Source organism: Mycobacterium asiaticum DSM 44297, assembly GCF_000613245.1.
GTDB lineage: Bacteria > Actinomycetota > Actinomycetes > Mycobacteriales > Mycobacteriaceae > Mycobacterium > Mycobacterium asiaticum.
This window is the reverse complement of the sequence record NZ_HG964939.1, coordinates 1-21,757: the sequence shown is the minus strand read 5'-3', so window position 1 is coordinate 21,757 and position 21,757 is coordinate 1. Positions and strand designations below refer to the sequence as shown.

Below are 21,757 nucleotides of genomic sequence, written 5' to 3'. Positions count from 1 at the left end.
TCCGCTTCACACTCCGGAGTTCTCTGTATGGCTGTCTCCCTCGCCACGCCTCTATACGCACCGACCGTCCCGTATTCGGGTCCGACCCGGTTACGCGTGCCCGATTTGCTGCACGCCACCGATCAAGCCGCCGACGATTTCCTCAGCGGACGCTGTGACCACCTGCTGCCTCAGGGCGGCGTGCCGGCCACCGAACGCTGGTTCACCCGCATCCACGGCGATGAAGAACTCGACATTTGGCTGATCAGTTGGGTTCCCGGCCATCCGACGGAACTGCACGACCACGGCGGGTCGCTGGGCGCGCTGACCGTGCTGTCCGGATCGCTCAACGAATTCCGCTGGGACGGAAGGAAACTGCGGCGACGGCGGCTCGATGCCGGCGATCAGGCCGGGTTCCCGCTGGGCTGGGTGCATGACGTGGTGTGGGCGCCTCGGCCCGTCGACGCCCCCGTCCGGGTGACGGCGCCCGCGCCCGCGCTGGAGCCCACCTTGAGCGTGCACGCCTACTCGCCGCCCCTGACCGCCATGTCGTACTACGAGGTGACCGGCCGCAACACATTGCGTCGCCAGCGCACCGAGCTGACCGACCAACCCGAAGGGCCGTGATGAGCCGTATCGACCGAGTGCTCGACGAGGCCCGGCGGTGCTACCGCCGCCTGCCCGCAGACCAGGTGCCGGCGGCGCTGCGACGCGGGGCGGTGTTGGTGGACATCCGGCCGCAGGCGCAGCGGACCCGCGAGGGCGAGGTGCCGGGTGCGCTGGTGATCGAACGCAACGTGCTGGAGTGGCGTTGCGACCCGACCAGCGAGGCCCGCCTGCCGGAGGCGGTAAACGACGACGTCGAGTGGGTGATCCTCTGCTCGGAGGGCTACACGTCGAGCCTGGCGGCGGCGGCGCTGCTGGATCTGGGCCTGCACCGCGCCACCGACGTGATTGGGGGATACCACGCGCTGGCCGCCGCCGGTGTGCTGCCCGAGCTCGAGCCGGTGGGGCGCTAGCGTCCGGCCGAGCTGTCGCCGGAGGAGCCTTCCAGCGTCACGTTGGCGTGCAGCAATGGGCGCAGCCGCTCGGTCTTCTCCCGCGTCCAGCCCGGGGGCGACATCACAGCCGCCCAGGCGTCGGCCACGTTGGCGACGTAGCGGTGCCCGTGGCCGTCCGGCACGTCGACGGCCACGGCCATGTCGGCGGACACCTGCAGGAACGTGACCAGCGGAATCCAGCGCATCTGCGGCAGCACGTCGTAGCCGCGCTTCTCCCGCAACCAGTCCGGCTGACTGAACAGCAGGTCGGGCGTCCACCACGCGATCGGGTCGGACGCATGCTGCAGGTAGACCACCCGGGGTTTGCCCCACTCCGCTTTCGGGCGGTCCAGGTTTTCCGGCTGCGCGACGAACCGGACATTGTGGCCGTCGTCGTAGATCGGCAGCCACTCCGGTGAACCGCTGTCGCGGGTCCTGGTCAGCTGGGTCCAGATGGTGTTCTGGAAGGTTGGCCCGCTGAACAGGGCACCATCGGTGCGGGCCAGAACGTTGTTGAGGCTCATGAACGGCGCCTCACCACCGAACGACCCGAGGCTTTCGCCGAACACCACGAGTTTGGGGCGCTTGAACTCCGGCATCTGCCGGATCATCTTGTCGACCGCCTCGAACAAAGCCTGGCCGGCATGCCGCGCGTTCTCCTTGTCGACCAGGAAGGACAACCAGCTCGGCAGAAATGAGTACTGCATGCTGACGATCGCGGTGTTGCCGTTGTACATATATTCCAGCGCAGAGGCTTCCGCCTCGTTGATCCATCCAGTGCCAGTGGTGGTGGCCACCGCGACGACGGCGCGCTGCAGCCCGCCGGTACGCATCAGTTCACGTGCGGCCAGGTCGGCCGCCGCGTCGATGCCGGTCGCGGAATCCAGCCCGGCGTAGGCCCGGATGGGCTCCATGGCCGGGGCCCCGTTGAAGTCGGTGAGCCGTTTCATCGACGGCCCGCCGGCCACAAAGATGCGGCCCTGATGGCCCAGCGACTGCCATGACACCACCGACTCCGGACCGCCCGAGCGGAGCTTGGTCTTCGGCGGCGCGATGTCGGGGTCCATCTCGTTGTTGACCGAAGCGAAGGTGTTGTTCATGGACCGCATCGCGAACTTGAGCACCACGCCGTTGAGCAGGCTGACGGTCAGCACCATCAGCCCGATGACCACGATGGCCGCCGAGAGGCGAAACGGCGCAATCCGGTCCACTTGTGCCACAAGAAGATTGACGAGCCAACGGACGAACTTGCCGATTTCGACCAGGGTGAACAGCACGATCATCGAAAGCGCAGCGGTGTAGGGGTACTCGTACCACTTCAGGTGTTCGACGCCCATCATGTCGCGGACGTCGTCCTGCCAGACGTGGAACCGGATCGCCATCACCCCGACCCCGATCGCCCCGACCACGATCAGCGGCGGCCACGCCCAGCCGGGCGCCGGGGGAGTGGAATCGCGCGAGCGCAACCACCGGATCAGCCAGACGGTGAACACTCCCAGCCCGTAGCCGATCGCCCCCGAACAACCGCTGACGACCCCCTGGAACAGCGGGCCGCGGGGCAACAGCGACGGCGTCAGCGACAGCCAGACGAAGATCAGGCCGAGCAGTGTCCCGGTGTAGGTGTAGTTCCGGACCCACCATCGAGCCGGGACCAGGCGGGTCCGGGCCTTCTGTGGTGCGGCCGACTGGTCGTCTGCCGCTTCTTCGCCCGTGGCGATGGTGGTGGAACCCCTCATCGGTGGCTGAAATCGGGCGGCCGCTTCTCGATGAAGGCCGCCATTCCTTCGGACTGGTCGTCGGTGGCAAAGGTCGAGTGGAAGAGCCGACGTTCGTACAGCAGCCCTTCGGCCAGCGTCGACTCGAATGCCCGGTTGACGGCCTCCTTGGCCATCTGCGCCGACGGCAGCGACATCTGCGCGATCGTGCTCGCAACCGCTTTGGCCTCGGTCAGCAGATCGTCGGCGGGCACCACCCGCGAAACCAGGCCGCTGCGTTCGGCTTCGGTGGCATCGATGGTGCGTCCGGTCAGGATCAGGTCCATCGCCTTGGCTTTGCCGATGGCCCGGGTCAACCGCTGCGAACCGCCCATGCCGGGAATCACGCCGAGCTTGATTTCGGGCTGGCCGAACTTCGCGGTGTCGGCGGCGATCAGGAGGTCACACATCATCGCCAGCTCGCATCCGCCGCCCAGCGCGTATCCGGCGACGGCCGCGATCGTCGGGGTGCGCACGGCGGCCAGCTTGCCCCAGGGCGCGAAGAAATCGGCTCCGAACGCTTCGGCGAAGGTCAGCTGGGACATCTCCTTGATGTCGGCGCCGGCGGCGAACGCCTTCGCCGAACCGGTGATGATGATTGCGCCGATATCTGGGTCCGTGTCCAGTTCGGTTGCGGCGCTGGTGACTTCGTTCATCACCTGGCTGTTGAGTGCGTTCAGTGCCTTTGGCCGGTTCAGGGTGATGATGCCGACGCGGTCCTCGCGTTCGACGAGGATGGTTTCGTATGCCATTGGTTATCTCTCCGATGCGTCTTTAGAACGTCAGGTCGTCTTCGACCGGTTCGAAGTAGGAGGCCACGTCCGCCACGGTGACCTCGGACAGATCCGCCGGTGACCACTTCGGGTTGCGGTCCTTGTCGACCAGTTGGGCGCGAATGCCTTCCACGAAGTCGTGCGAGCGTACTGATGCCGAAGACGTCCGATAGTCCTGCACCAGAACATCTTCCAGCGTCTCGAGCTCGGCGGCACGCCGGACCGCCTCGAATGTCACCGAAAGGGAGATGGGGGAGCGGGTGGCGATCAGTTTGGCGGCCTCGTTTGCCGGTTCGGCGTCGTGGCCCTTTAGCGCCTCGACGATGTCGATGACGCTGTCCTTAAAATAGCACTCGTCGATCCACTCGCGTTGCGCCGCAAGCTCACTCGGTGGCGGCTCGGTGGCATAGCGGGCCAAGGCGCCCTCGACGCCGTCGGTGGCGACCGCCGCGGCGAACGCGTCGAGGTCACTGTGCGGCACGTAGTGGTCGGCGAATCCGAGGGCGATGGCGTCGGCGCCGTTGAACGGCGCGCCGGTCAGCGCGGCATGCAGGCCCAACTTGCCCGGCGCCCTGGAGAGCAGATACGTGCCTCCCACATCGGGGACGAAACCGATGCCCACCTCGGGCATCGCGACCTTTGCGGTGTCCGTCACCACCCGGGTGTTGGCGTGCGCGCTGACGCCGACGCCGCCGCCCATCACGATACCGTCCATCAGTGCCACGTACGGCTTGGCGAACCGGCCGACCAGACCGTTGAGCAGATACTCGTCGCGCCAGAACCGGCGGGCGTCGACCCCGTCCTTACGGGCGCTGTGGTAGAGGGCGACGACGTCGCCGCCGGCGCACAATCCTCGTTCACCGGCTCCCGAAAGCACCACCGAGCGGATCGACTCGTCGCGCTCCCACCGGATCAGTACCGCGCTGAGCAGGTCGACCATCGTCTGATTCAGGGAGTTGATGGCCTTGGGGCGATTCAGGGTGATGTAACCGGTGTTGCCTTCGACCCTGGTCAGGACATCGTCGGATTCCCCTGTTACGGCCCCAGTCACGCCTCGTCTCCCCTCGCCGGAATCCGTCCCATGGGTTCGGTGAAAGCTGCCCATGAGTTTGACGTGCAATCTAGATCGTGACTCGCTCGGCGGTGCCCGCGGGGCTAAGGTTTATGTTCATCCAGACGAGGTAGAAAGGTGCTGGACCACCAGAAAACAGCAGCTCCGCTGGGAACTCGGGCGGACCACTGATCGTTGAGCAGTTGTTCGCACAGCTCGAAGCCACAGCATCTAAGAGAGGATCCGACGGTGCGGGAGACAAGTAACCCCGTATTTCGCTCGCTGCCCAAGCAGGCGGGCGGATATGCGCAATTCGGCACAGGAGTGCAGCCCGGTTACCCAGCTGACCCTTATGCCCCCTACCAGCAGGGCAGGGTCTCGCGGCCGCTGACCATCGACGACGTCGTCACCAAGACCGGCTTGACGCTGGCCATGCTGTCGGTGACCGCCGTCGTCTCCTACTTCCTGGTTGCCACGAACCTCAGCCTCGCTATGCCGCTCACCCTGGTGGGTGCGTTCGGCGGTCTGGCGTTGGTGCTGATCGCGACCTTCGGCGGCAAGCAAGACAACCCGGCGATCGTGTTGAGCTACGCCGCGCTCGAGGGCTTATTCCTGGGTGCCGTCTCGTTCGTGCTGGCCAACTTCTCGGTGGGCTCCGCCAACGCGGGTGTGCTGATCGGCGAGGCGGTACTGGGCACCCTAGGTGTGTTCTTCGGGATGTTGGTGGTCTACAAGACCGGCGCCATCCGCGTTACGCCGAAGTTCACCCGGATGCTGGTCGCCGCGATGTTCGGCGTGCTGGTTCTGATGCTCGGCAACTTCGTGCTGGCGATGTTCCACGTCGGCGGCGGCGAAGGCCTGGGCCTGCGCAGCGCCGGCCCGATCGGGATCATTTTCTCGCTGGTGTGCATCGGCATCGCCGCGTTCAGCTTCCTCATCGACTTCGACGCGGCCGACCAGATGATCCGCGCCGGCGCACCGGAGAAGGCCGCCTGGGGTATCGCCCTGGGGCTGACCGTGACGCTGGTCTGGTTGTACCTGGAGATTCTGCGACTGCTCAGCTATCTGCAGAACGATTAATTCCTTACGGGCAAAGCCGGCACGCAACTTGCGTGCCGGCTTTTTCTTTGCCCAATTCTGGCGTTGATTCTGCGCTGACGGCGCAGCGCACTCGCACTTTTGCGCCCTGAGCGCAGGGTCAAGCGTGGGTGTCGGTAGGCGCTGCCAACATGCCGCCATGGACTACGAGCGCGAGCCGTTTATCGGCAGTGAAGCCGTGGCCGCCGGCGACCTGAGCAGGCATGAGCTGCGCAGGTACTACCGGGCGATCATGCCGAATATCTACCTGGACAAGCGGGTCCAACCAACGCTGTATCAACGCACCGTGGCGGCCTGGCTGTGGTCACACCGGCAGTCGGTGATCGCCGGCGCCGCCGCGTCGGCTTTGCACGGCTCGAAATGGGTCGATCAGGCATCGCCGATCGAATTGATCTGGCGAAACGCGCGAACACCCCCGCTCGTCGTGACTCGCGACGAGTTGTTGCTGGACGGCGAAGTCCAGCAACTGAACGGCCTTACAGTGACCACTCCCGAGCGCACCGCTTTCGACCTGGGTCGGCGCGGAAGGCTCGGGCGCGCTGTCGCGAACCTCGATGCGCTCGCCGCCGCCACCGACTTCAAGGTTTCGGACGTCGAAGAGATGGCCGCCCGCCATCGGCACACTCGCGGCCTGCGCCATCTGCACGCGGCACTGGAGCTCGTCGACGGCGGGGCTCAATCACCGAAGGAGACCTGGCTGCGGCTGCTCTTGATCGGCGCCGGCTTTCCCAAGCCGCAGACGCAGATCCCGGTGCTCGGTGCCGACGGCTTTCCCCGATATTTCCTCGACTTGGGTTGGCAAGACATGATGCTGGCCGCCGAGTACGACGGCAACCAGCATTGGACCGACCCGTCGCAGTACGCCTGGGACGTCGACCGCAAGGAGTACATCGACCGCGTCGGCTGGACCGTGATCAGGGTGGTCTCCCGCCACCGGCCCGCCGACGTGATTGAACGCGTCAGACGTGCCTGGGACGCCTCAGCGAAGCGTTGACTCTGCGCTGGTGGCGCGCGGTACTCGTTATTTGCCGCCACCAACGCAGAGTCAACGCGCCGCAAAGACTTAGTTCAGCCGCTCGATCACCATCGCCATGCCCTGCCCACCGCCGACGCACATGGTCTCCAGACCGAACGTCTTGTCGTGTGTCGTCAGGTTGTTCAGCAGCGTGGCGGTGATCCGCGCGCCCGTCATCCCAAACGGGTGGCCGAGCGCGATCGCACCCCCGGAGACATTCAGCTTGTCCTCATCGATCCCCAATTCGCGGGCGGAGCCAAGCACCTGCACCGCGAAGGCCTCGTTGATCTCGAACAGGTCGATGTCATTGACCGACATGCCGGCGCGGGCCAGCGCCTGCTTGGACGCCTCGATCGGGCCCAGACCCATGATCTCCGGCGACAGGCCACTGACACCTGTGGAGACGATGCGCGCCAGCGGCTTGAGGCCAAGTTCCTTGGCCTTGGTATCGCTGGTGATGATCACCGCGGCGGCGCCGTCGTTGAGCGGGCAGGCGTTGCCCGCCGTCACCGTGCCGTTGGGCCGGAACACCGGCTTCAGCTCGCTGATCTTCTCGTACGTCGTCCCGGCCCTTGGTCCGTCGTCGGTGGTGACCGTCGTTCCATCGGGCAGGGTGACCGGGGCGATCTCGCGCTCGAAGAACCCGCTCTTGATCGCCTCCTCGGCCCGGTTCTGGCTGCGCACACCCCAGTGGTCCTGGTCTTCGCGACTGATGCCGGTCAGCAGGGCAACGTTTTCAGCGGTCTGGCCCATCGCGATGTAGATGTCGGGCAGGTTTCCGTCGGCGCGCGGGTCATGCCATTCCTCGGCACCCGCCGATGCGGCGGTCGTGCGTTCCTGCGCCGAGTCGTACAACGGATTCTTGGTGTCTGGCCAGCCGTCGGCGTTGCCCTTGCCGAACCGCGATACCGTCTCCACCCCCGCCGAGATGAAGGCGTCGCCCTCACCCGCCTTGATCGCGTGGAAGGCCATCCGGGTGGTCTGCAGGGACGACGAGCAGTACCGGTTGACGGTGGTGCCGGGCAGGAAGTCGTAGCCCAGTGCCACCGCGACGACGCGGGCGATGTTGAACCCTGATTCGCCGCCAGGCTGTCCGCAACCCATGATCAGGTCGTCGATCTGGTGCGGGTTGAGCGCGGGCACCTTGTCCAGGGCGGCGCGGACCATCTGTGCGGCCAGATCGTCGGGCCGGATGTTGATCAGCGAGCCTTTCATGGCGCGCCCGATCGGTGAGCGGGCAGTTGAAACGATGACGGCTTCCGGCATGACGGCTCCTCCATGTGAATGCGGCGAAGCCGAGCCTAGTCCGAGGGTTTAAGTCAACGCAGCGGCGGCCGCCGCGCCCGTCGCCACCGGCCGCCGCCACAGCTTCGCGGCCAACGCGCGACGGCTGCTTCGGGCGCTCGTCACCGGGACGGCATCGGGCAGTTCCGGCAGGCCAATGCCGATCTTCTCGGGCAGCGCTTCGTACAGCGCCCGCAGCAGTTGGTCGGCGGCTTCGGCGTACCCGGCGGCCGAGGGGTGATAGCGGTCGTCAGAGAACATCAAGTCGGGCATCTGCCGGAACTTCGGGGCCAGCAGATGCGCCAACGGCACCGGCACCCCACCGGCCGCTCGGACGGCCGCCGCCTGCGCTCGAGCCAGCTGCAGTCCACGCGTGCGCGCCACGGAGCGCAGGGGCTGGGGTATCGCGGTGATCAGCCCGAAATCCGGGCAGGTCCCCACCACCACCACCGCACCGCGATTGCGCAGTTTGCGCACCGAAAGGCCCAAGCGTTGCGCCGACGGACCGATTCCGTTGAGCGCGGTGATGTCGTTGGCGCCGATCAAGATGACGGCGACATCCGGCGGGGGGCCCGCCACGAACATGGCATCGACCTGACCCAAGACGCCCTTGGACGTCGCGCCGACGATCGCTTTGGTGCTCAGCCTGATTCGTAGGCCGGTCTGCTCGGCGAGTCGGCGGGAGAGAACCACACCCGGCACCTCCTCGGCCGTGGCGCAGCCGTACCCGGTGGCCGTCGAGTCCCCGAAGATCATCAAGTGCAGATCGAACGGAGTTCCGCTGCGCCACCGCTCCACCGGCCCGCCGCCAGGGCTGTACACGCCGTCGGCGCGCGGCGGCGCCTCCCACTTCTTCGGAATCACGGTGCGCACATGGATCGCTTGACCAACCAGCAGGTTGCGTGCGCCCAGATAGGCCGAGCCTGTCGAGGCGAGTGCACCCGCTGTGGCCAAAGCGATCGTTGAACGCCGCGGCACGTGCATGCCCACGGGCACCAGTTTAGGACGGTTGTGCTGATTTCGGGGGTAGCTGAAGAACAAAGCGGTTACGGTGTGAAACAGATGCGGTATCGAAAGCGAATAAAAGAATGTTGAGTGGGTAAAGGACTGTCAAGCTAAGTTTGCGAGGGCGCTGAACCAACTGCTCAGCTTCTTCGTCACATGCTGTATCGGACTACAACGGCGTAGGAAGTGTTGAGCATGACTGCACCAAGTGAGGTATCTGGCGCACCCAGAGTCGCCATTCGCCCGCGCGACGCGCTGAAGGCTCGTAGACTTGAGGCCCGCAGGTTCGCCATCAGCGACGGCGCCCCAGTCGAGGTTCTCGAGTCTGGACCAACGGTCGCTGGGCGATTAGCTACGCTTGCATCGCGCGTGACGATCAGGCCATTTTTGGCAGTCGGCAGCTACGTCCCTCATCTACCGTGGCCGTGGGCCCTGATAGACCATGCCGCCCGCGTGTTGCTCCCAGCGACCAATACCGTCAGGGCCGAGGTATCGCTGCCCAACGCGTGCGCACAGCTGGTCCGTGCGGCCGGCGTCTTGCCGGCGGATGGCACCCGTCGGGTGGTTCTCTATCTGCACGGCGGTGCGTTCCTGACTTGCGGAGCAAACTCGCATGGCCGACTGGTCGAGGCTCTGTCCAAGTTTGCTGACGCGCCGATTCTGGTGGTCAACTATCGCCTGATGCCCAAGCATTCCATTGGCATGGCCCTCGACGACTGCTACGACGGATACCGCTGGCTACGGCTGCTCGGCTACGACCCCGACCAGATCGTGCTGGCTGGTGACTCAGCCGGCGGGTACCTCGCGCTGTCCCTCGCACAGCGGTTGCAACGCGAAGGCGAAGAGCCGGCGGCCCTGGTGGCCATCTCGCCACTGCTGCAGCTGGCAAAGGAACAAAAGCAATCGCATCCGAACATCAAAACGGACGCGATGTTCCCCTCAAAGGCTTTTGATGCCCTCGGCCAATTAGTTGCTAGCTGTGCCGCTAAAAATAAGGTGGACGGTAAGCCAGAGGAAATTTATGAGCCCTTGGATCACATCGAGCCGGGGCTGCCGCGGACGCTGATTCACGTGTCTGGCTCCGAGGTGCTGCTGCACGACGCGCAGTTGGCGGCGACACGGTTGGCCGCGGCCGGCGTACCCGCCGAGGTTCGGGTCTGGCCGGGGCAGGTGCATGACTTCCAGGTGGCCGCGCCGCTTCTGCCCGAGGCGATCCGCTCGCTGCGCCAGATCGGCGAGTACATCCGCGAGGCCACCGGCTAGCAAAAGCGGTGGACCGGCCCGCACGGGTTGGCCCAAATGCACCGGCCGCAAGCGCCTGAGACCATAGGCGCATGCGAATCGCCCAGCACCTCAGTGACCTCATCGGCGGCACGCCGCTGGTTCGGCTGAACTCCGTCGTCCCCGAAGGGGCCGGCACCGTGGCCGCGAAGGTCGAATACCTCAACCCGGGCGGCAGCTCCAAGGACCGGATCGCGGTCAAGATGATCGACGCCGCGGAGGCCAGCGGAGCGCTCAAGCCTGGCGGCACCATCGTCGAACCGACTTCGGGCAACACCGGTGTCGGGCTCGCGCTCGTCGCGCAGCGCCGCGGATACAAGTGCGTGTTCGTGTGCCCCGACAAGGTGGGTGAGGACAAGCGAAATGTGTTGCGCGCCTACGGTGCTGAGGTCGTAGTGTGCCCGACGGCGGTCCCGCCCGAGGATCCAGACAGCTACTACAGCGTCTCCGACCGGCTGGTCCGAGAGATCGACGGTGCGTGGAAGCCGGACCAGTACTCCAACCCCGAAGGCCCGGCCAGCCACTATGCGAGCACCGGCCCGGAGATCTGGGCGGACACCAACGGCAAGGTCACTCACTTCGTCGCCGGCATCGGCACCGGCGGCACGATCACCGGCGCCGGCCGCTACCTCAAAGAGGTCTCCGACGGGCGGGTGCGGGTCATCGGCGCCGACCCCGAGGGCTCGGTGTACTCCGGCGGCACCGGCCGGCCCTATCTCGTCGAGGGGGTGGGCGAGGACTTCTGGCCGGCGGCATACGACCCGTCGATACCCGACGAGATCATTGCGGTATCGGACTCGGACTCGTTTGACATGACCAGGCGCCTGGCCCGAGAAGAAGCGATGCTGGTCGGCGGCTCGTGCGGGATGGCCGTCGTCGCCGCGCTGAAGGTGGCCGAGCAGGCCGGGCCCGACGCGCTGGTCGTCGTGTTGTTGCCCGACGGTGGCCGCGGCTATATGGCCAAGATCTTCAACGATGCGTGGATGTCGTCCTACGGATTCCTGCGCAGCCCGTTGGACGGTTCGACCGCGGAGTCCACCGTCGGTGATGTGTTGCGGCGCAAGTCCGGCGCTTTGCCCGACCTGGTGCATACCCACCCGTCGGAAACCGTCCGTGACGCCATCGGGATTTTGCGCGAGTACGGGGTGTCGCAAATGCCGGTAGTTGGTGCCGAGCCGCCGGTGATGGCCGGTGAAGTTGCCGGCAGCGTCTCCGAACGCGAGCTGTTGTCGGCGGTCTTCGAGGGCCGGGCCAAGCTGGCCGACGCGGTGTCCCAACACATGAGCCCCCCGCTGCGGCTGATCGGGGCGGGCGAATCGGTCAGCGCGGCCGGCAAGGCGCTGCGCGACTGGGACGCGCTGATGGTCGTGGAAGAGGGCAAGCCCGTCGGCGTGATCACCCGTTACGACCTGCTGGGCTTCCTGTCGGAGGGAACGCGGCGACGCTGATCGCTGTGACCTGCGTCTCGGTGCTCGGGTACTGTATGCGCCTTAGTTCAGCTAGTCCGTTCTGGAAGGTTGCCCCATGACCGATCAGCCGCCCGGCGGGTCGTACCCGCCCCCGCCTCCGCCGCCAGGCTCGTCCGGTGGATTCCCTCCGTCGGCGGGCGGCTCGAGTCCGCCTCCTCCTCCGCCGCCGGAAGGGGGCTACCCGCCGCCGCCCCCGTCGGCCGGCGGATACGCGCCACCACCGCCGGGACCGGCGATCAAGGAATTGCCCACCGAGTCTTACACGCCGTGGCTGACCCGCGTGCTGGCGTTCCTCATCGATTACGCGCCGGTGGTCGTCGTTTACGGCATCGCGTGGGTGATCGCCATGGTGACCCAACAGGAGTCGTGCACGACCAGCATCAATCAGTACGACGTTGCTCAGTACTGCTACACCCAGGACTCCGTCATCGGGTTCCTGGCTCAAGGGCTGGCATCGCTGGTGATCCTGGCCTATGTGGTCTGGAACTACGGCTACAAGCAGGGCACGACCGGGTCGAGCATCGGCAAGTCGATCATGAAGTTCAAGGTGGTCAGCGAGGTCAGCGGGCAGCCGCTGGGCTTCGGCATGTCGTTGGTGCGCCAGATCGCGCACTTCGTCGACGCAATCATCTGCTACGTGGGCTTCCTGTTCCCGTTGTGGGACAAGAAGCGCCAGACGCTGGCCGACAAGATCATGACGACGGTCTGCTTGCCGCTCTGACGGGAAGGGGCCATCCGACTAGGCTGACCGTCGATGACTGAAGACTTCACCCGCACCGGACTGGCCACCAGAGCTATCCACGCGGGCTACCGTCCAGACCCGGCCACGGGGGTGGTGAACACCCCGATCTACGCCAGCAGCACCTTCGCCCAGGACGGGGTCGGCGGCTTGCGCGGCGGGTTCGAATACGCGCGTACCGGCAACCCGACCCGCTCGGCGCTGGAGGCGTCGCTGGCGGCAATGGAGGAGGGCGCCTTCGGGCGCGCCTTCAGTTCCGGCATGGCGGCCACCGACTGTGTGCTGCGCTCCGTCTTGCGGCCGGGCGACCACGTGGTGATCCCCGACGACGCCTATGGTGGCACGTTCCGTCTGATCGACAAGGTTTTCTCCCAGTGGGGCGTGGAGTACACGCCGGTGGCGCTGTCGGATCTGGACGCGGTGCGCACGGCGATCACACCGCGCACCCGGTTGATCTGGGTGGAGACGCCCACCAACCCACTGCTGTCCATCGCCGACATCGCCGGCATCGCCCAGCTGGGTGCGGACAGTGCCGCAAAAGTGTTGGTGGACAACACGTTTGCTTCGCCTGCGCTGCAGCAGCCGCTCAGCCTCGGCGCCGACATCGTGCTGCACTCGACCACCAAGTACATCGGCGGGCACTCCGACGTCGTCGGCGGCGCCCTCGTCACGAACGACGAAGAACTGGATCAAGCGTTCGCTTTCCTGCAAAACGGGGCGGGGGCGGTGCCCGGACCGTTCGACGCCTATCTGACCATCCGGGGGCTGAAGACACTGGTGCTGAGGATGCAGCGGCACAGTGAAAACGCGGCCGCCGTCGCCCGGTACCTGTCCGAACAGTCGTCGGTGAGCGCCGTGCTGTATCCCGGTTTGCCCGGGCACCCCGGCCACCAGGTGGCCGCCCGGCAGATGAGCGGGTTCGGTGGCATGGTTTCGGTGCGGATGCGCGGCGGCCGAGCGGCAGCCGAGAAGCTGTGCGCCAAGACCGAGATCTTTATCCTGGCCGAGTCCCTGGGTGGAGTGGAGTCGCTCATCGAACATCCCAGCGCGATGACCCACGCCTCGACGGCCGGCTCACAGCTTGAGGTACCCGACGACCTGGTCAGGCTGTCCGTCGGCATCGAGGACGTCGCCGACCTACTCGCCGACCTCGAGCAGGCGCTCGCCTAACCTCCGCGAGCAGCAGACGTCAAAGCCCCCGACACGCCGTGCGTGCGGGGGCTTTAACTACTGCTCGCGGGAAACCCGCTCAGGAGTGGTACGGCTCCGCGCTGACCAGGGTGACCTCGACGGTGTTGCCGCTGGGCACTTTGTAGCTGCGAGTCTCGCCGACCTTGGCGTCGATCAGCGCGCCGCCCAGCGGCGAGTTGGGCGAGTAGACCTCGAGCTTGCCGTCGTTCACGCCTTCCTGGCGGGTGGCGATCAGGAAGGTCTCGCTGTCCGACTTGTCGCCGTTGTAGTAGACCTTCACCACCGAACCGGGCAGCGCCACGCCGGACTGCTTGGGCGCCTCGCCCACCTTCGCGTTGTTCAGCAGGTCCTGCAGCTGGCGGATGCGGGCCTCCTGCTGACCCTGCTCTTCGCGGGCGGCGTGGTAGCCGCCGTTCTCACGCAGGTCGCCTTCTTCGCGGCGGTCGTTGATTTCGGCGGCAATCACCGGACGATTCGCGATCAGCTGGTCGAGTTCGGCCTTGAGTCGGTCATGTGACTCCTGGGTCAACCAGGTCACCTGAGTGTCCGTCATCTCGTGGCGCTCCTTGTGTGTCGTTCCGCGTGTTCGCGCAAGTATCGGATCCCGTTAACGGGCGTAGTTGCGGGTCCCCAACCCGGCTGCTGCCACTCCGTTCTTCCCACGGGCCATTAATGCAGCAATACACGGTCCCCGCAGGACCGTGCATTCATCTATGTTACCACCGCGCAAACAGTTAATGACTGACATATCCGCAGTTCGCGGTCAGGACGGCCGCAGATATCCGGGCACGTCTGTGCCACAGCCGTATACGTCAGCCACCACCGGCGGCTTGGTGGATTTCACGGTTGTCGTCACCTGCACCGTGCCCTGGTCGGCCGGGGGGACCAGCACCTCACGACGACCCGTTTCGCTGCCGTCCTTGGCGCGCACCCGAACGATGCAGTCCACCGGTCGAGACGGGTCCTTTCGGGTGACGCTGATCGTTACCGATGCGGTCTCGTCGTCGATCAGTTGATAGCCGGCCAGCGTGCCGGACACCGGGCTGGTGCCGATTCGCTGGTAACCCACAATCGCGATGCCGATGCCCGCGACGAGCACCACCGCGGTCAGTCCGAGGGCGATGCGGCGGCGGTCTCTGCGGGACAGGCCGGTGCGGCCGTACCGCGCTTCTGGACGCGAGATCGAATCTTCTGTCATGCCCTCGGGATTTGTGGGGTATTGGAGAACTGGAATTATAGGGAACAGTCACAGGGTCGGTGGGCGGCCAACGGACGGACGAGGGAGAACGTGAGCAAACTGCGATTGATGGCGGTGCATGCCCACCCCGACGACGAGTCCAGCAAGGGTGCCGCGACGCTGGCCAAGTACGCCGACGAGGGCCACCGCGTCATGGTGGTGACCCTGACCGGCGGGGAGCGCGGCGAGATCCTCAACCCCGCGATGGACCTGCCTGACGTGCGCGGACACATCCACGAGATCCGCCGCGACGAGATGGCCAAGGCGGCAGAGATCCTCGGCGTGGAGCACACCTGGCTGGGCTTCGTCGACTCCGGACTACCCAAGGGCGACCCGCCGCCGCCGTTACCCGAAGGCTGCTTCGCCCTCGAGCCGCTGGAGCGCTGCACCGAGGCTCTGGTGCGCGTGGTGCGGGACTTCCGGCCGCACGTGATGATCACCTACGACGAGAACGGCGGCTACCCACACCCGGACCACATTCGCTGCCACGAGGTGTCCGTCGCGGCTTACGAGGCGGCCGGTGACTACTACCGGTTCCCGGATGCGGGCGAGCCCTGGAACGTGTTGAAGCTGTACTACGTGCACGGTTTCCTGCGTGCCCGGATGCAACTGCTGCAGGACGAGTTCGCCAAGCACGGGCAGGAAGGCCCGTTCGACAAGTGGCTCAAGCACTGGCTCCCCGAACACGACCATTTCGAGAAGCGGGTGACAACCCGAGTCGAGTGTTCGGCGTATTTCGGCCAGCGTGACGATGCGCTGCTCGCCCACGCCACCCAGATCGACCCGAACGCCGAGTTCTTCGCCGCCCCGATCTCGTGGCAGGAGCGGCTATGGCCAACCGAGGAATTCGAGCTGGCCCGCTCGCGCGTTCCGGCCACCCCGCCTGAGAAGGATTTGTTCGAAGGGATCGAGCAAGGGTGAATAGCTTTCTGATCACCGTGATTGCTGAGGGCCCGCCCAAGAACAACGGCCCGGACTTCGGGAAGGCGAGTCCCATCGGGCTGGTCGTGGTGGTGTTGCTGATCGTGGCAACGTTCTTCCTGGTGCGGTCGATGAACAAGCAACTGAAGAAGGTTCCCGAATCGTTCGACCGTCAGCACCCCGAACCGGACCAGGCCGCCGACGACGGGACCGACGCGCTGGACGGCATCGATCGCGAAATCCCGGGCGGCAACGGATCAACCCGACCACCTGGGTCGACGCATGAGTCCGGCTGACCCGGCCGGAACCAATACCCTCGGGCTGGCCACCAGCCCATACCTGCGTCAGCACGCTGACAACCCGGTGCACTGGCGGCAGTGGACGCCAGCGGCGCTCGACGAAGCGGCGACCCGCGACCTGCCGATCCTGCTGTCCATCGGCTACGCCGCCTGCCACTGGTGTCATGTCATGGCCCACGAATCGTTCGAGGACGACGAGGTGGCCGCCGCCATGAATGCCGGATTCGTCTGCATCAAGGTGGATCGCGAGGAGCGCCCCGACATCGACGCGGTTTACATGAACGCCACGGTGGCGTTGACCGGTCAGGGCGGTTGGCCGATGACCTGCTTCCTCACCCCGGACGGCAGGCCGTTCTTCTGCGGCACTTACTACCCCAAAGACAGCTTTCTGCAGTTGCTCTCGGCCATCACCGAGACGTGGCGGGACCGCCGTGGCGAGGTCGAGCAGGCGTCGGACCAGATAGCGGGTGAACTGCGCTCCATGGCATTGGGCCTGCCCGGTGGTGGTCCCGACATCGCACCAGAATTGTGCGATCACGCCGTCGCCGCCGTGCTGCGCGACCAGGACACCGTCCACGGCGGCTTCGGCGGGCCCCCCAAGTTCCCGCCGTCGGCGCTGCTGGAGGCGTTGCTGCGCCACTACGAACGCACCGGGTCGGCCGCGGCCCTGCAGGCGGTCACCCGCGCCGGCAACGCGATGGCCCGCGGCGGCATGTATGACCAACTGGCCGGCGGCTTCGCCCGCTACAGCGTGGACGCGCAGTGGGTGGTGCCGCACTTCGAGAAGATGCTCTACGACAACGCCCTTTTGCTGCGTGCCTACGCGCACTGGGCCCGTCGAACCGGGGATCCGGTGGGCCGCCGGGTCACCGCACAGACCGCCCGGTTTCTGCTCGACGACCTCGCCGACGGCGACGTGTTCACCTCGTCGCTGGACGCCGACGCCGACGGCCGCGAGGGGTCCACCTATGTGTGGACGCCGGCGCAACTGACCGACATCCTGGGGCCCGAAGACGGCCGCTGGGCCATGCAGGTCTTCGGGGTCACGGAGTCGGGCACCTTCGAGCACGGCAGTTCGGTGCTCCAGTTGCGCGACGAACCCGACGACCCGCAGCGACTGGACCGCATCCGCGCCCGACTGTTGAGCGTCCGGGGTGACCGAGCCCAGCCCGGCCGCGACGACAAGGTGGTGACGGCCTGGAACGGGCTGGCGATTACGGCGCTCGCCGAAGCCAGTGTCGCGTTGGACGATGCCGAGCTGGCCGACGCCGCCCGGCGCTGCGCGAGCACGCTGCTGGACCGGCATCTCGTCGACGGGCGGTTACGGCGCGCGAGTCTGGGCGAGGTGGTGGGCGACAGCGCGGCGATCCTGGAGGACTACGCGATGCTAGCTACCGGTTTGCTGGCGCTGTATCAACTAAGGCCGGAGGACTCCTGGCTCGCGACTGCCGCTGACCTGCTGGATACCGCCGTGCGCCATTTCCGCGATCCGCAGCGTCCCGGCCGGTGGTACGACACCGCCGATGACGCCGAACAGCTGGTGCTGCGGCCCTCCGACCCGCTAGACGGGGCGACGCCCTCGGGGGCATCCTCGATCGCCGAGGCGCTGCTGACGGCCGCGCACCTGCTCGACGGCGTGCGCGCCGAGCGGTACCTGCAGCTGGTCGGGTTGACGATGAAAGCGCACTCGGTGCTGTTGGCACGCGCGCCGCGATCGGCGGGGCATTGGCTCGCCGTGGCCGAAGCCGTGGTGCGGGGACCGCTTCAGATCGCGGTGTCCTGCGCCGGACCGTCGGCACTGCTGACCGACGCGCGACGGCTGGCCCCGGGCGGGGCGATCGTCGTCGGCGGTGCCGCGGATTCTTTGCCGCTACTTGCCGGACGGCCCCGGGTGGACGGGGCCGACGCCGCCTATGTGTGCCGCGGTCGGACCTGCGACTTGCCGGTCACCAGCGCGGACCGACTCGCGGCCGCCTTGGGAGTGCCCGGGTAGTAGCGTGCGTTTCATGCCGAACGCCGCCGACCGGGTGCAGACGATCACCGACACGGTTCACCGCTACATCGCGACGGTTGTCGACGGCAGCGCCGACGATCTCGCGGCCTTCTACGCCGATGACGCCACGCTGGAAGACCCGGTGGGCGGCGAGGTGCACATCGGTGTCCAGGCCATCCGCGGCTTTTATGCGGCAGTGACCGGCTTGGAACGCCAATGCGAGCTGGTGACGCTGCGGGTCTCGGGCAACGAGGCGGCTTTTCACTTCCGGCTGACCATCGGCACCGGCGACAGCAAAATGCGCATCGAGCCGATCGAGACGATGGCGTTCGACGACCGCGGCAAGGTCACCGCGATGAAGGCCTACTGGTCCGCCGCGGACGTGACGCAGCTGTAGTTAAAAGACCACGAACCACATGGCGATGTAGTGGCAGATCGCCGCTATCGCCGTGCACGCGTGAAAGAACTCGTGGAAGCCGAACGTCCTGGGCCACGGGTCGGGCCAGCGCAGCCCGTACAGAACGCCGCCGATGCTGTACAGCGCCCCGCCGACAATCAGCAGCACCAGCGCCGTCACGCCGGCGTTGTGCAGGATCGGGCCTATGTACCACACCGCGACCCAGCCGAGCAGGATGTACAGCGGTACGCCGACCCAGCGCGGCGCCGCCGGCCAGAGCATTTTCAGCGTCACCCCGGCCAGCGCCCCGCCCCATACGATCGCGAGCACCACGTGCCCGTCGTGGCCTGGCAGGGCCAGCAGGGCGAACGGGGTGTAGCTGCCCGCGATGAAGATGAAGATCATCGAGTGGTCCGCACGCTTCATCCACTTGCGGGCCGTCTCGGATTTCCAGTTGACCCGGTGGTAGGTGGCGCTGACCGAGAACATGATGATGGTGGCGAACGTGTAAAGCATCGTCGCCAGTCCGGCCTTAGTGGAATCCACCGCCCAGGACACCGCGACCAGGGACGCGCCCGCGAAGACCGCGGCGGCCGCGGAATAGACGTGAATCCAGCCGCGGAAGCGGGGCTTGTTCAGGACCTTGCTGACGCCCTCGACGATCTGGTGGGCGGCGTGCTGCGCCGTCTCGCCGGGCGAAGTGCCATGCGATTCGGGTTCTGTGCTGGTGAGCGTGCTGGTCTGGCTGCTCATCTGTGTCTTGGCCCCATCTTGTGAATACCGGTGGCTTGTCTGAATTTAGGTTAGCGGGATTGTCTGAAAGTGGGCTGAGCGACGTGACGTGAGATTGCCCAGAATCCGGCCGGGTAATCGGTCTCGGTCACAGTAGGGTTGATCCTCGTGGAGATCATCCCGCCGCGGCTCAAAGAGCCGTTGTACCGGCTTTACGAGCTGCGTCTCCGGCAGGGATTGGCCGCCTCCCGATCCGAACTGCCACGCCACATTGCGGTCCTGTGCGACGGTAACCGGCGCTGGGCGCGCAGCCTCGGATATGAGGACGTGAGTGTCGGCTACCGGATGGGCGCGGTCAAGATCGCCGAGATGCTGCGCTGGTGCCAGGAAGCCGGCATCGAGATGACGACCGTCTATCTGTTGTCCACCGAAAACCTGCAACGCGACCCAGACGAGTTGTCCGCATTGATCGAGATCATCACGGATGTGGTCGAAGAGATCTGCGCACCGGCCAACCAGTGGAGCGTCCGAACGGTTGGAGATCTGGCTTTGCTGGGCGAGGAACCCGCCCGCCGGTTGCGGGGCGCGGTCGACTCGACGCCGGCCAACGCCACCTTCCACGTCAACGTCGCGGTGGGCTATGGCGGGCGGCAGGAGATCGTCGGTGCGGTGCGGGCGCTGTTGGGCAAGCATCTCGCCGACGGCGCGACGGCCGAGGAACTCATCGAAGCCGTGACCGTGGAGGGGATTTCCGAGAACCTCTACACATCCGGTCAGCCCGATCCGGACCTGGTGATCCGGACGTCGGGGGAGCAGCGGCTGTCCGGGTTTCTGCTCTGGCAAAGCGCTTATTCGGAGATGTGGTTCACCGAGGCGCACTGGCCCGCGTTCCGCCGCGTCGACTTCCTCCGGGCGCTGCGCGACTACAGCATGCGCAATCGCCGATACGGGCGATAGCGGGCCCCCAAAGCCTGGCGCCGTCGCGACACGATCGCCGTGACACTCCGACCGAGAAGTGTCACTTCCACTATGACAAAACTTGCGTCTTTGGTCTGGCCGTGATGGTAGACAGCAAACTTGGAGCTGCCGTTCCTTCTTCGTAATCTGACCTTAGTTAGCCGACTTAACTCAAAGAAAACTCCTATCCTACTGACAATGTGTCAGTAGGGAGCAAGCGCTCCATACCTAAGCGTATGGATGCTAATTCCGTTGGGGAACAGACGGATACAAAAAACACGAGCACTATTGTATAAATGTCAACAGCGCTAGTCTGACCTTTTTTCGTATTCCTTTGTGCCAGTCACGAACTGGCAAACTTCGTCTGGCGTCTCAACAACTAGGCGCCCCGACGGGCTCCCAGAAAAATTAAGAAATTTCTGTTCTCAGATCTGGCGGTTCTTTCCGAGCGGCATGTACATTCCCCAATCGAGTGACCCCCATCGGCCATGAACCACAGGAGTTTCAGCGATGTCGTATTTGGTGGCTGCCCCGGACTTGCTCGCTGCTGCGGCGGCGAACCTGGAGACTCTGGGCACGTCGATCAGCACCGCCAACGGGGCGTGGGCCGGCCCGATAGCGACGCTGGTGCCAGCGGCTCGTGACGAGGTTTCGGCCGCCATCGCTGCCCTGTTCGGTACGCACGCGCAGAACTACCAGGCGCTGACCCAGGAGGCGGAGGCCTTCCATCAGCGGTTCATCCAGGCCCTGACATCAGCGGGCAACGCCTATGCGACGGCCGAAGCGTTCAACGCCTCGCCGCTGCAAGCGGTAGCGGATCTGATCAACGCCCCCGCGGAGGCGGTGTTCCAGCGTCCGCTGTTCGGCAATGGAGTCGACGGGGCTCCGGGGACCGGAGCTAACGGCGGTGACGGCGGTTTGCTGTGGGGCAACGGTGGTGCCGGCGGATCGGGCGCAGCGGGCAAGGTCGGCGGTAACGGCGGGGCCGCTGGGCTCTTCGGTAACGGCGGTATTGGTGGGGCCGGTGGCGCCGGCGCGACCGGTGGTAACGGCGGTTCCGGCGGGATGCTGTTCGGTAACGGCGGCATGGGCGGCGCTGGCGGTATCGGCGCTGGCCCGGGTCTGACCGGTGGTGCGGGCGGTATCGGCGGAAACGCCGGAATGTTCGGGGCCGGCGGCGTAGGTGGAACCGGCGGCGCCGGTGGCGCCGGCGACCAAGTGCTGGGCATACACGGCGGTGAAGGTGGCGTAGGCGGTAGGGGCGGCAACGGCGGTGCGATGTTCAGCACCGCCGGGGCCGGTGGCGTGGGCGGCGCCGGTGGCGCTGGCTACACCGGAGCGAATGGCGCGGCCGCAGGCGACATAGGCGGCACCGGAGGCAACGGCGGTAACGGCGGCGCCGGTGGCGCCGCCGGTGGCACCGGCATGTTCGGCGCCGGCGCCGCGGGTGGCCAAGGTGGTGCGGCAGGACTCGGCGGCGATGGCGGTGTGGGCGGAGCAGGTGTTAGCGGAAACATCCACGGCGGCGCCGGCGGGCAGGGC

General features: G+C 66.2%; 22 protein-coding genes. 14 read left to right on the top strand and 8 right to left on the bottom strand.

What is annotated here, in order from left to right:
• The first annotated feature begins 27 nt into the window (after positions 1-27).
• Positions 28-606, top strand: coding sequence for a cysteine dioxygenase (locus BN972_RS24135; protein ID WP_080697164.1), 579 nt, complete (start codon positions 28-30; stop codon positions 604-606).
• Positions 606-998 (top strand): rhodanese-like domain-containing protein, encoded by a 393-nt coding sequence (locus tag BN972_RS24130; protein WP_036364033.1) that lies wholly within the window; start codon positions 606-608, stop codon positions 996-998. The genes BN972_RS24135 and BN972_RS24130 overlap by 1 nt, the downstream gene beginning before the upstream one ends.
• On the opposite strand, the gene BN972_RS24125 is transcribed toward BN972_RS24130, so the two are convergent.
• From BN972_RS24125 to BN972_RS24115, 3 genes are read right to left on the bottom strand one after another with little or no spacing between them, the layout of a single operon-like run.
• Entirely contained in the window at positions 995-2,755 is a 1,761-nt protein-coding gene (locus tag BN972_RS24125) for an alpha/beta hydrolase (RefSeq protein ID WP_051545784.1), read from the bottom strand. The genes BN972_RS24130 and BN972_RS24125 overlap by 4 nt on opposite strands.
• Positions 2,752-3,525, bottom strand: a complete 774-nt coding sequence (locus BN972_RS24120) for an enoyl-CoA hydratase (protein WP_036364031.1) — start codon at positions 3,523-3,525, stop codon at positions 2,752-2,754. Before BN972_RS24120 ends, BN972_RS24125 begins: the two co-directional genes overlap by 4 nt.
• A 22-nt stretch (positions 3,526-3,547) precedes the next feature.
• Positions 3,548-4,597 carry an enoyl-CoA hydratase/isomerase family protein gene (locus BN972_RS24115; protein WP_036364029.1) on the bottom strand — a complete coding sequence of 350 codons (1,050 nt, stop codon included), beginning with the start codon at positions 4,595-4,597 and terminating at the stop codon, positions 3,548-3,550.
• A gap of 249 nt (positions 4,598-4,846) precedes the next feature.
• Here BN972_RS24115 and BN972_RS24110 point away from each other — a divergent pair, with 249 nt between their 5' ends.
• Entirely contained in the window at positions 4,847-5,677 is an 831-nt protein-coding gene (locus BN972_RS24110) for a Bax inhibitor-1/YccA family protein (protein ID WP_036364027.1), read from the top strand.
• Between the two features lie 157 nt (positions 5,678-5,834).
• Positions 5,835-6,689, top strand: coding sequence for an endonuclease domain-containing protein (locus BN972_RS24105; protein ID WP_036364025.1), 855 nt, complete (start codon positions 5,835-5,837; stop codon positions 6,687-6,689).
• A gap of 69 nt (positions 6,690-6,758) precedes the next feature.
• Here BN972_RS24105 and BN972_RS24100 read toward each other — a convergent pair whose 3' ends face one another.
• Together BN972_RS24100 and BN972_RS24095 are read right to left on the bottom strand one after the other, a co-directional pair.
• On the bottom strand, positions 6,759-7,976 hold the full coding sequence (locus BN972_RS24100) for an acetyl-CoA C-acetyltransferase (RefSeq protein ID WP_036364022.1): 1,218 nt from the start codon (positions 7,974-7,976) through the stop codon (positions 6,759-6,761).
• 48 nt (positions 7,977-8,024) lie between these two features.
• Positions 8,025-8,972 carry an SGNH/GDSL hydrolase family protein gene (locus BN972_RS24095; RefSeq protein WP_099051229.1) on the bottom strand — a complete coding sequence of 316 codons (948 nt, stop codon included), beginning with the start codon at positions 8,970-8,972 and terminating at the stop codon, positions 8,025-8,027.
• A 222-nt stretch (positions 8,973-9,194) separates the two neighbouring features.
• Here BN972_RS24095 and BN972_RS24090 point away from each other — a divergent pair, with 222 nt between their 5' ends.
• The 4 genes from BN972_RS24090 to BN972_RS24075 all read left to right on the top strand — a co-directional run bounded on the left by BN972_RS24090 (position 9,195) and on the right by BN972_RS24075 (position 13,658).
• The gene (locus BN972_RS24090; RefSeq protein ID WP_036364019.1) at positions 9,195-10,262 is read left to right on the top strand and encodes an alpha/beta hydrolase; all 1,068 of its coding nucleotides are present in this window, start codon (positions 9,195-9,197) and stop codon (positions 10,260-10,262) included.
• Positions 10,263-10,333: 71 nt separating this feature from the next.
• On the top strand, positions 10,334-11,728 hold the full coding sequence (locus tag BN972_RS24085; RefSeq protein WP_036364017.1) for a cystathionine beta-synthase: 1,395 nt from the start codon (positions 10,334-10,336) through the stop codon (positions 11,726-11,728).
• Positions 11,729-11,804: 76 nt separating this feature from the next.
• On the top strand, positions 11,805-12,470 hold the full coding sequence (locus tag BN972_RS24080) for an RDD family protein (RefSeq protein ID WP_036364014.1): 666 nt from the start codon (positions 11,805-11,807) through the stop codon (positions 12,468-12,470).
• A 33-nt stretch (positions 12,471-12,503) separates the two neighbouring features.
• Positions 12,504-13,658, top strand: a complete 1,155-nt coding sequence (locus BN972_RS24075) for a cystathionine gamma-synthase (protein ID WP_036364011.1) — start codon at positions 12,504-12,506, stop codon at positions 13,656-13,658.
• Positions 13,659-13,737: 79 nt separating this feature from the next.
• Here the strand turns inward: BN972_RS24075 and greA are convergent, their stop codons facing one another.
• Both greA and BN972_RS24065 read right to left on the bottom strand, forming a co-directional pair.
• A complete protein-coding gene (gene greA, locus BN972_RS24070; RefSeq protein ID WP_036364008.1) occupies positions 13,738-14,232 on the bottom strand; it encodes a transcription elongation factor GreA in 495 nt (164 codons plus the stop codon).
• A gap of 210 nt (positions 14,233-14,442) precedes the next feature.
• A complete protein-coding gene (locus BN972_RS24065; RefSeq protein WP_036364005.1) occupies positions 14,443-14,877 on the bottom strand; it encodes a DUF4307 domain-containing protein in 435 nt (144 codons plus the stop codon).
• 90 nt (positions 14,878-14,967) lie between these two features.
• Between BN972_RS24065 and mca the strand changes: the two genes are divergently transcribed.
• Genes mca through BN972_RS24045 form a run of 4 tightly spaced genes read left to right on the top strand, consistent with a single transcriptional unit; the run spans position 14,968 to position 18,526 of the window.
• A complete protein-coding gene (gene mca, locus BN972_RS24060) occupies positions 14,968-15,837 on the top strand; it encodes a mycothiol conjugate amidase Mca (RefSeq protein ID WP_036364003.1) in 870 nt (289 codons plus the stop codon).
• Positions 15,834-16,133: a hypothetical protein gene (locus BN972_RS24055; protein WP_036363999.1), complete on the top strand. Its 300-nt coding sequence runs from the start codon at positions 15,834-15,836 to the stop codon at positions 16,131-16,133. The genes mca and BN972_RS24055 overlap by 4 nt, the downstream gene beginning before the upstream one ends.
• Entirely contained in the window at positions 16,120-18,129 is a 2,010-nt protein-coding gene (locus BN972_RS24050; protein ID WP_036363996.1) for a thioredoxin domain-containing protein, read from the top strand. Before BN972_RS24055 ends, BN972_RS24050 begins: the two co-directional genes overlap by 14 nt.
• Before the next feature lie 13 nt (positions 18,130-18,142).
• Positions 18,143-18,526 (top strand): nuclear transport factor 2 family protein, encoded by a 384-nt coding sequence (locus BN972_RS24045; protein ID WP_036365698.1) that lies wholly within the window; start codon positions 18,143-18,145, stop codon positions 18,524-18,526.
• Here BN972_RS24045 and trhA read toward each other — a convergent pair whose 3' ends face one another.
• Positions 18,527-19,279: a PAQR family membrane homeostasis protein TrhA gene (gene trhA / locus BN972_RS24040; RefSeq protein ID WP_036363993.1), complete on the bottom strand. Its 753-nt coding sequence runs from the start codon at positions 19,277-19,279 to the stop codon at positions 18,527-18,529.
• Between the two features lie 147 nt (positions 19,280-19,426).
• Between trhA and BN972_RS24035 the strand changes: the two genes are divergently transcribed.
• On the top strand, positions 19,427-20,215 hold the full coding sequence (locus BN972_RS24035; protein ID WP_036363990.1) for a (2Z,6E)-farnesyl diphosphate synthase: 789 nt from the start codon (positions 19,427-19,429) through the stop codon (positions 20,213-20,215).
• 510 nt (positions 20,216-20,725) lie between these two features.
• A partial coding sequence (locus BN972_RS24030; RefSeq protein WP_036363989.1) for a PE family protein occupies positions 20,726-21,757 on the top strand: 1,032 nt, incomplete at its 3' end.

What these genes read in the sequence shown, in the direction of transcription:
- BN972_RS24135 (WP_080697164.1), top strand. Translation starts at nt 28, where the DNA reads ATGGCTGTCTCCCTCGCCACGCCTCTATACGCACCGACCGTCCCGTAT.
- BN972_RS24130 (WP_036364033.1), top strand. Translation starts at nt 606, where the DNA reads ATGAGCCGTATCGACCGAGTGCTCGACGAGGCCCGGCGGTGCTACCGC.
- BN972_RS24125 (WP_051545784.1), bottom strand. Translation starts at nt 2,755, where the DNA reads ATGAGGGGTTCCACCACCATCGCCACGGGCGAAGAAGCGGCAGACGAC.
- BN972_RS24120 (WP_036364031.1), bottom strand. Translation starts at nt 3,525, where the DNA reads ATGGCATACGAAACCATCCTCGTCGAACGCGAGGACCGCGTCGGCATC.
- BN972_RS24105 (WP_036364025.1), top strand. Translation starts at nt 5,835, where the DNA reads ATGGACTACGAGCGCGAGCCGTTTATCGGCAGTGAAGCCGTGGCCGCC.
- BN972_RS24100 (WP_036364022.1), bottom strand. Translation starts at nt 7,976, where the DNA reads ATGCCGGAAGCCGTCATCGTTTCAACTGCCCGCTCACCGATCGGGCGC.
- BN972_RS24090 (WP_036364019.1), top strand. Translation starts at nt 9,195, where the DNA reads ATGACTGCACCAAGTGAGGTATCTGGCGCACCCAGAGTCGCCATTCGC.
- BN972_RS24085 (WP_036364017.1), top strand. Translation starts at nt 10,334, where the DNA reads ATGCGAATCGCCCAGCACCTCAGTGACCTCATCGGCGGCACGCCGCTG.
- BN972_RS24080 (WP_036364014.1), top strand. Translation starts at nt 11,805, where the DNA reads ATGACCGATCAGCCGCCCGGCGGGTCGTACCCGCCCCCGCCTCCGCCG.
- BN972_RS24075 (WP_036364011.1), top strand. Translation starts at nt 12,504, where the DNA reads ATGACTGAAGACTTCACCCGCACCGGACTGGCCACCAGAGCTATCCAC.
- greA (WP_036364008.1), bottom strand. Translation starts at nt 14,232, where the DNA reads ATGACGGACACTCAGGTGACCTGGTTGACCCAGGAGTCACATGACCGA.
- BN972_RS24065 (WP_036364005.1), bottom strand. Translation starts at nt 14,877, where the DNA reads ATGACAGAAGATTCGATCTCGCGTCCAGAAGCGCGGTACGGCCGCACC.
- BN972_RS24050 (WP_036363996.1), top strand. Translation starts at nt 16,120, where the DNA reads ATGAGTCCGGCTGACCCGGCCGGAACCAATACCCTCGGGCTGGCCACC.
- BN972_RS24045 (WP_036365698.1), top strand. Translation starts at nt 18,143, where the DNA reads ATGCCGAACGCCGCCGACCGGGTGCAGACGATCACCGACACGGTTCAC.
- trhA (WP_036363993.1), bottom strand. Translation starts at nt 19,279, where the DNA reads ATGAGCAGCCAGACCAGCACGCTCACCAGCACAGAACCCGAATCGCAT.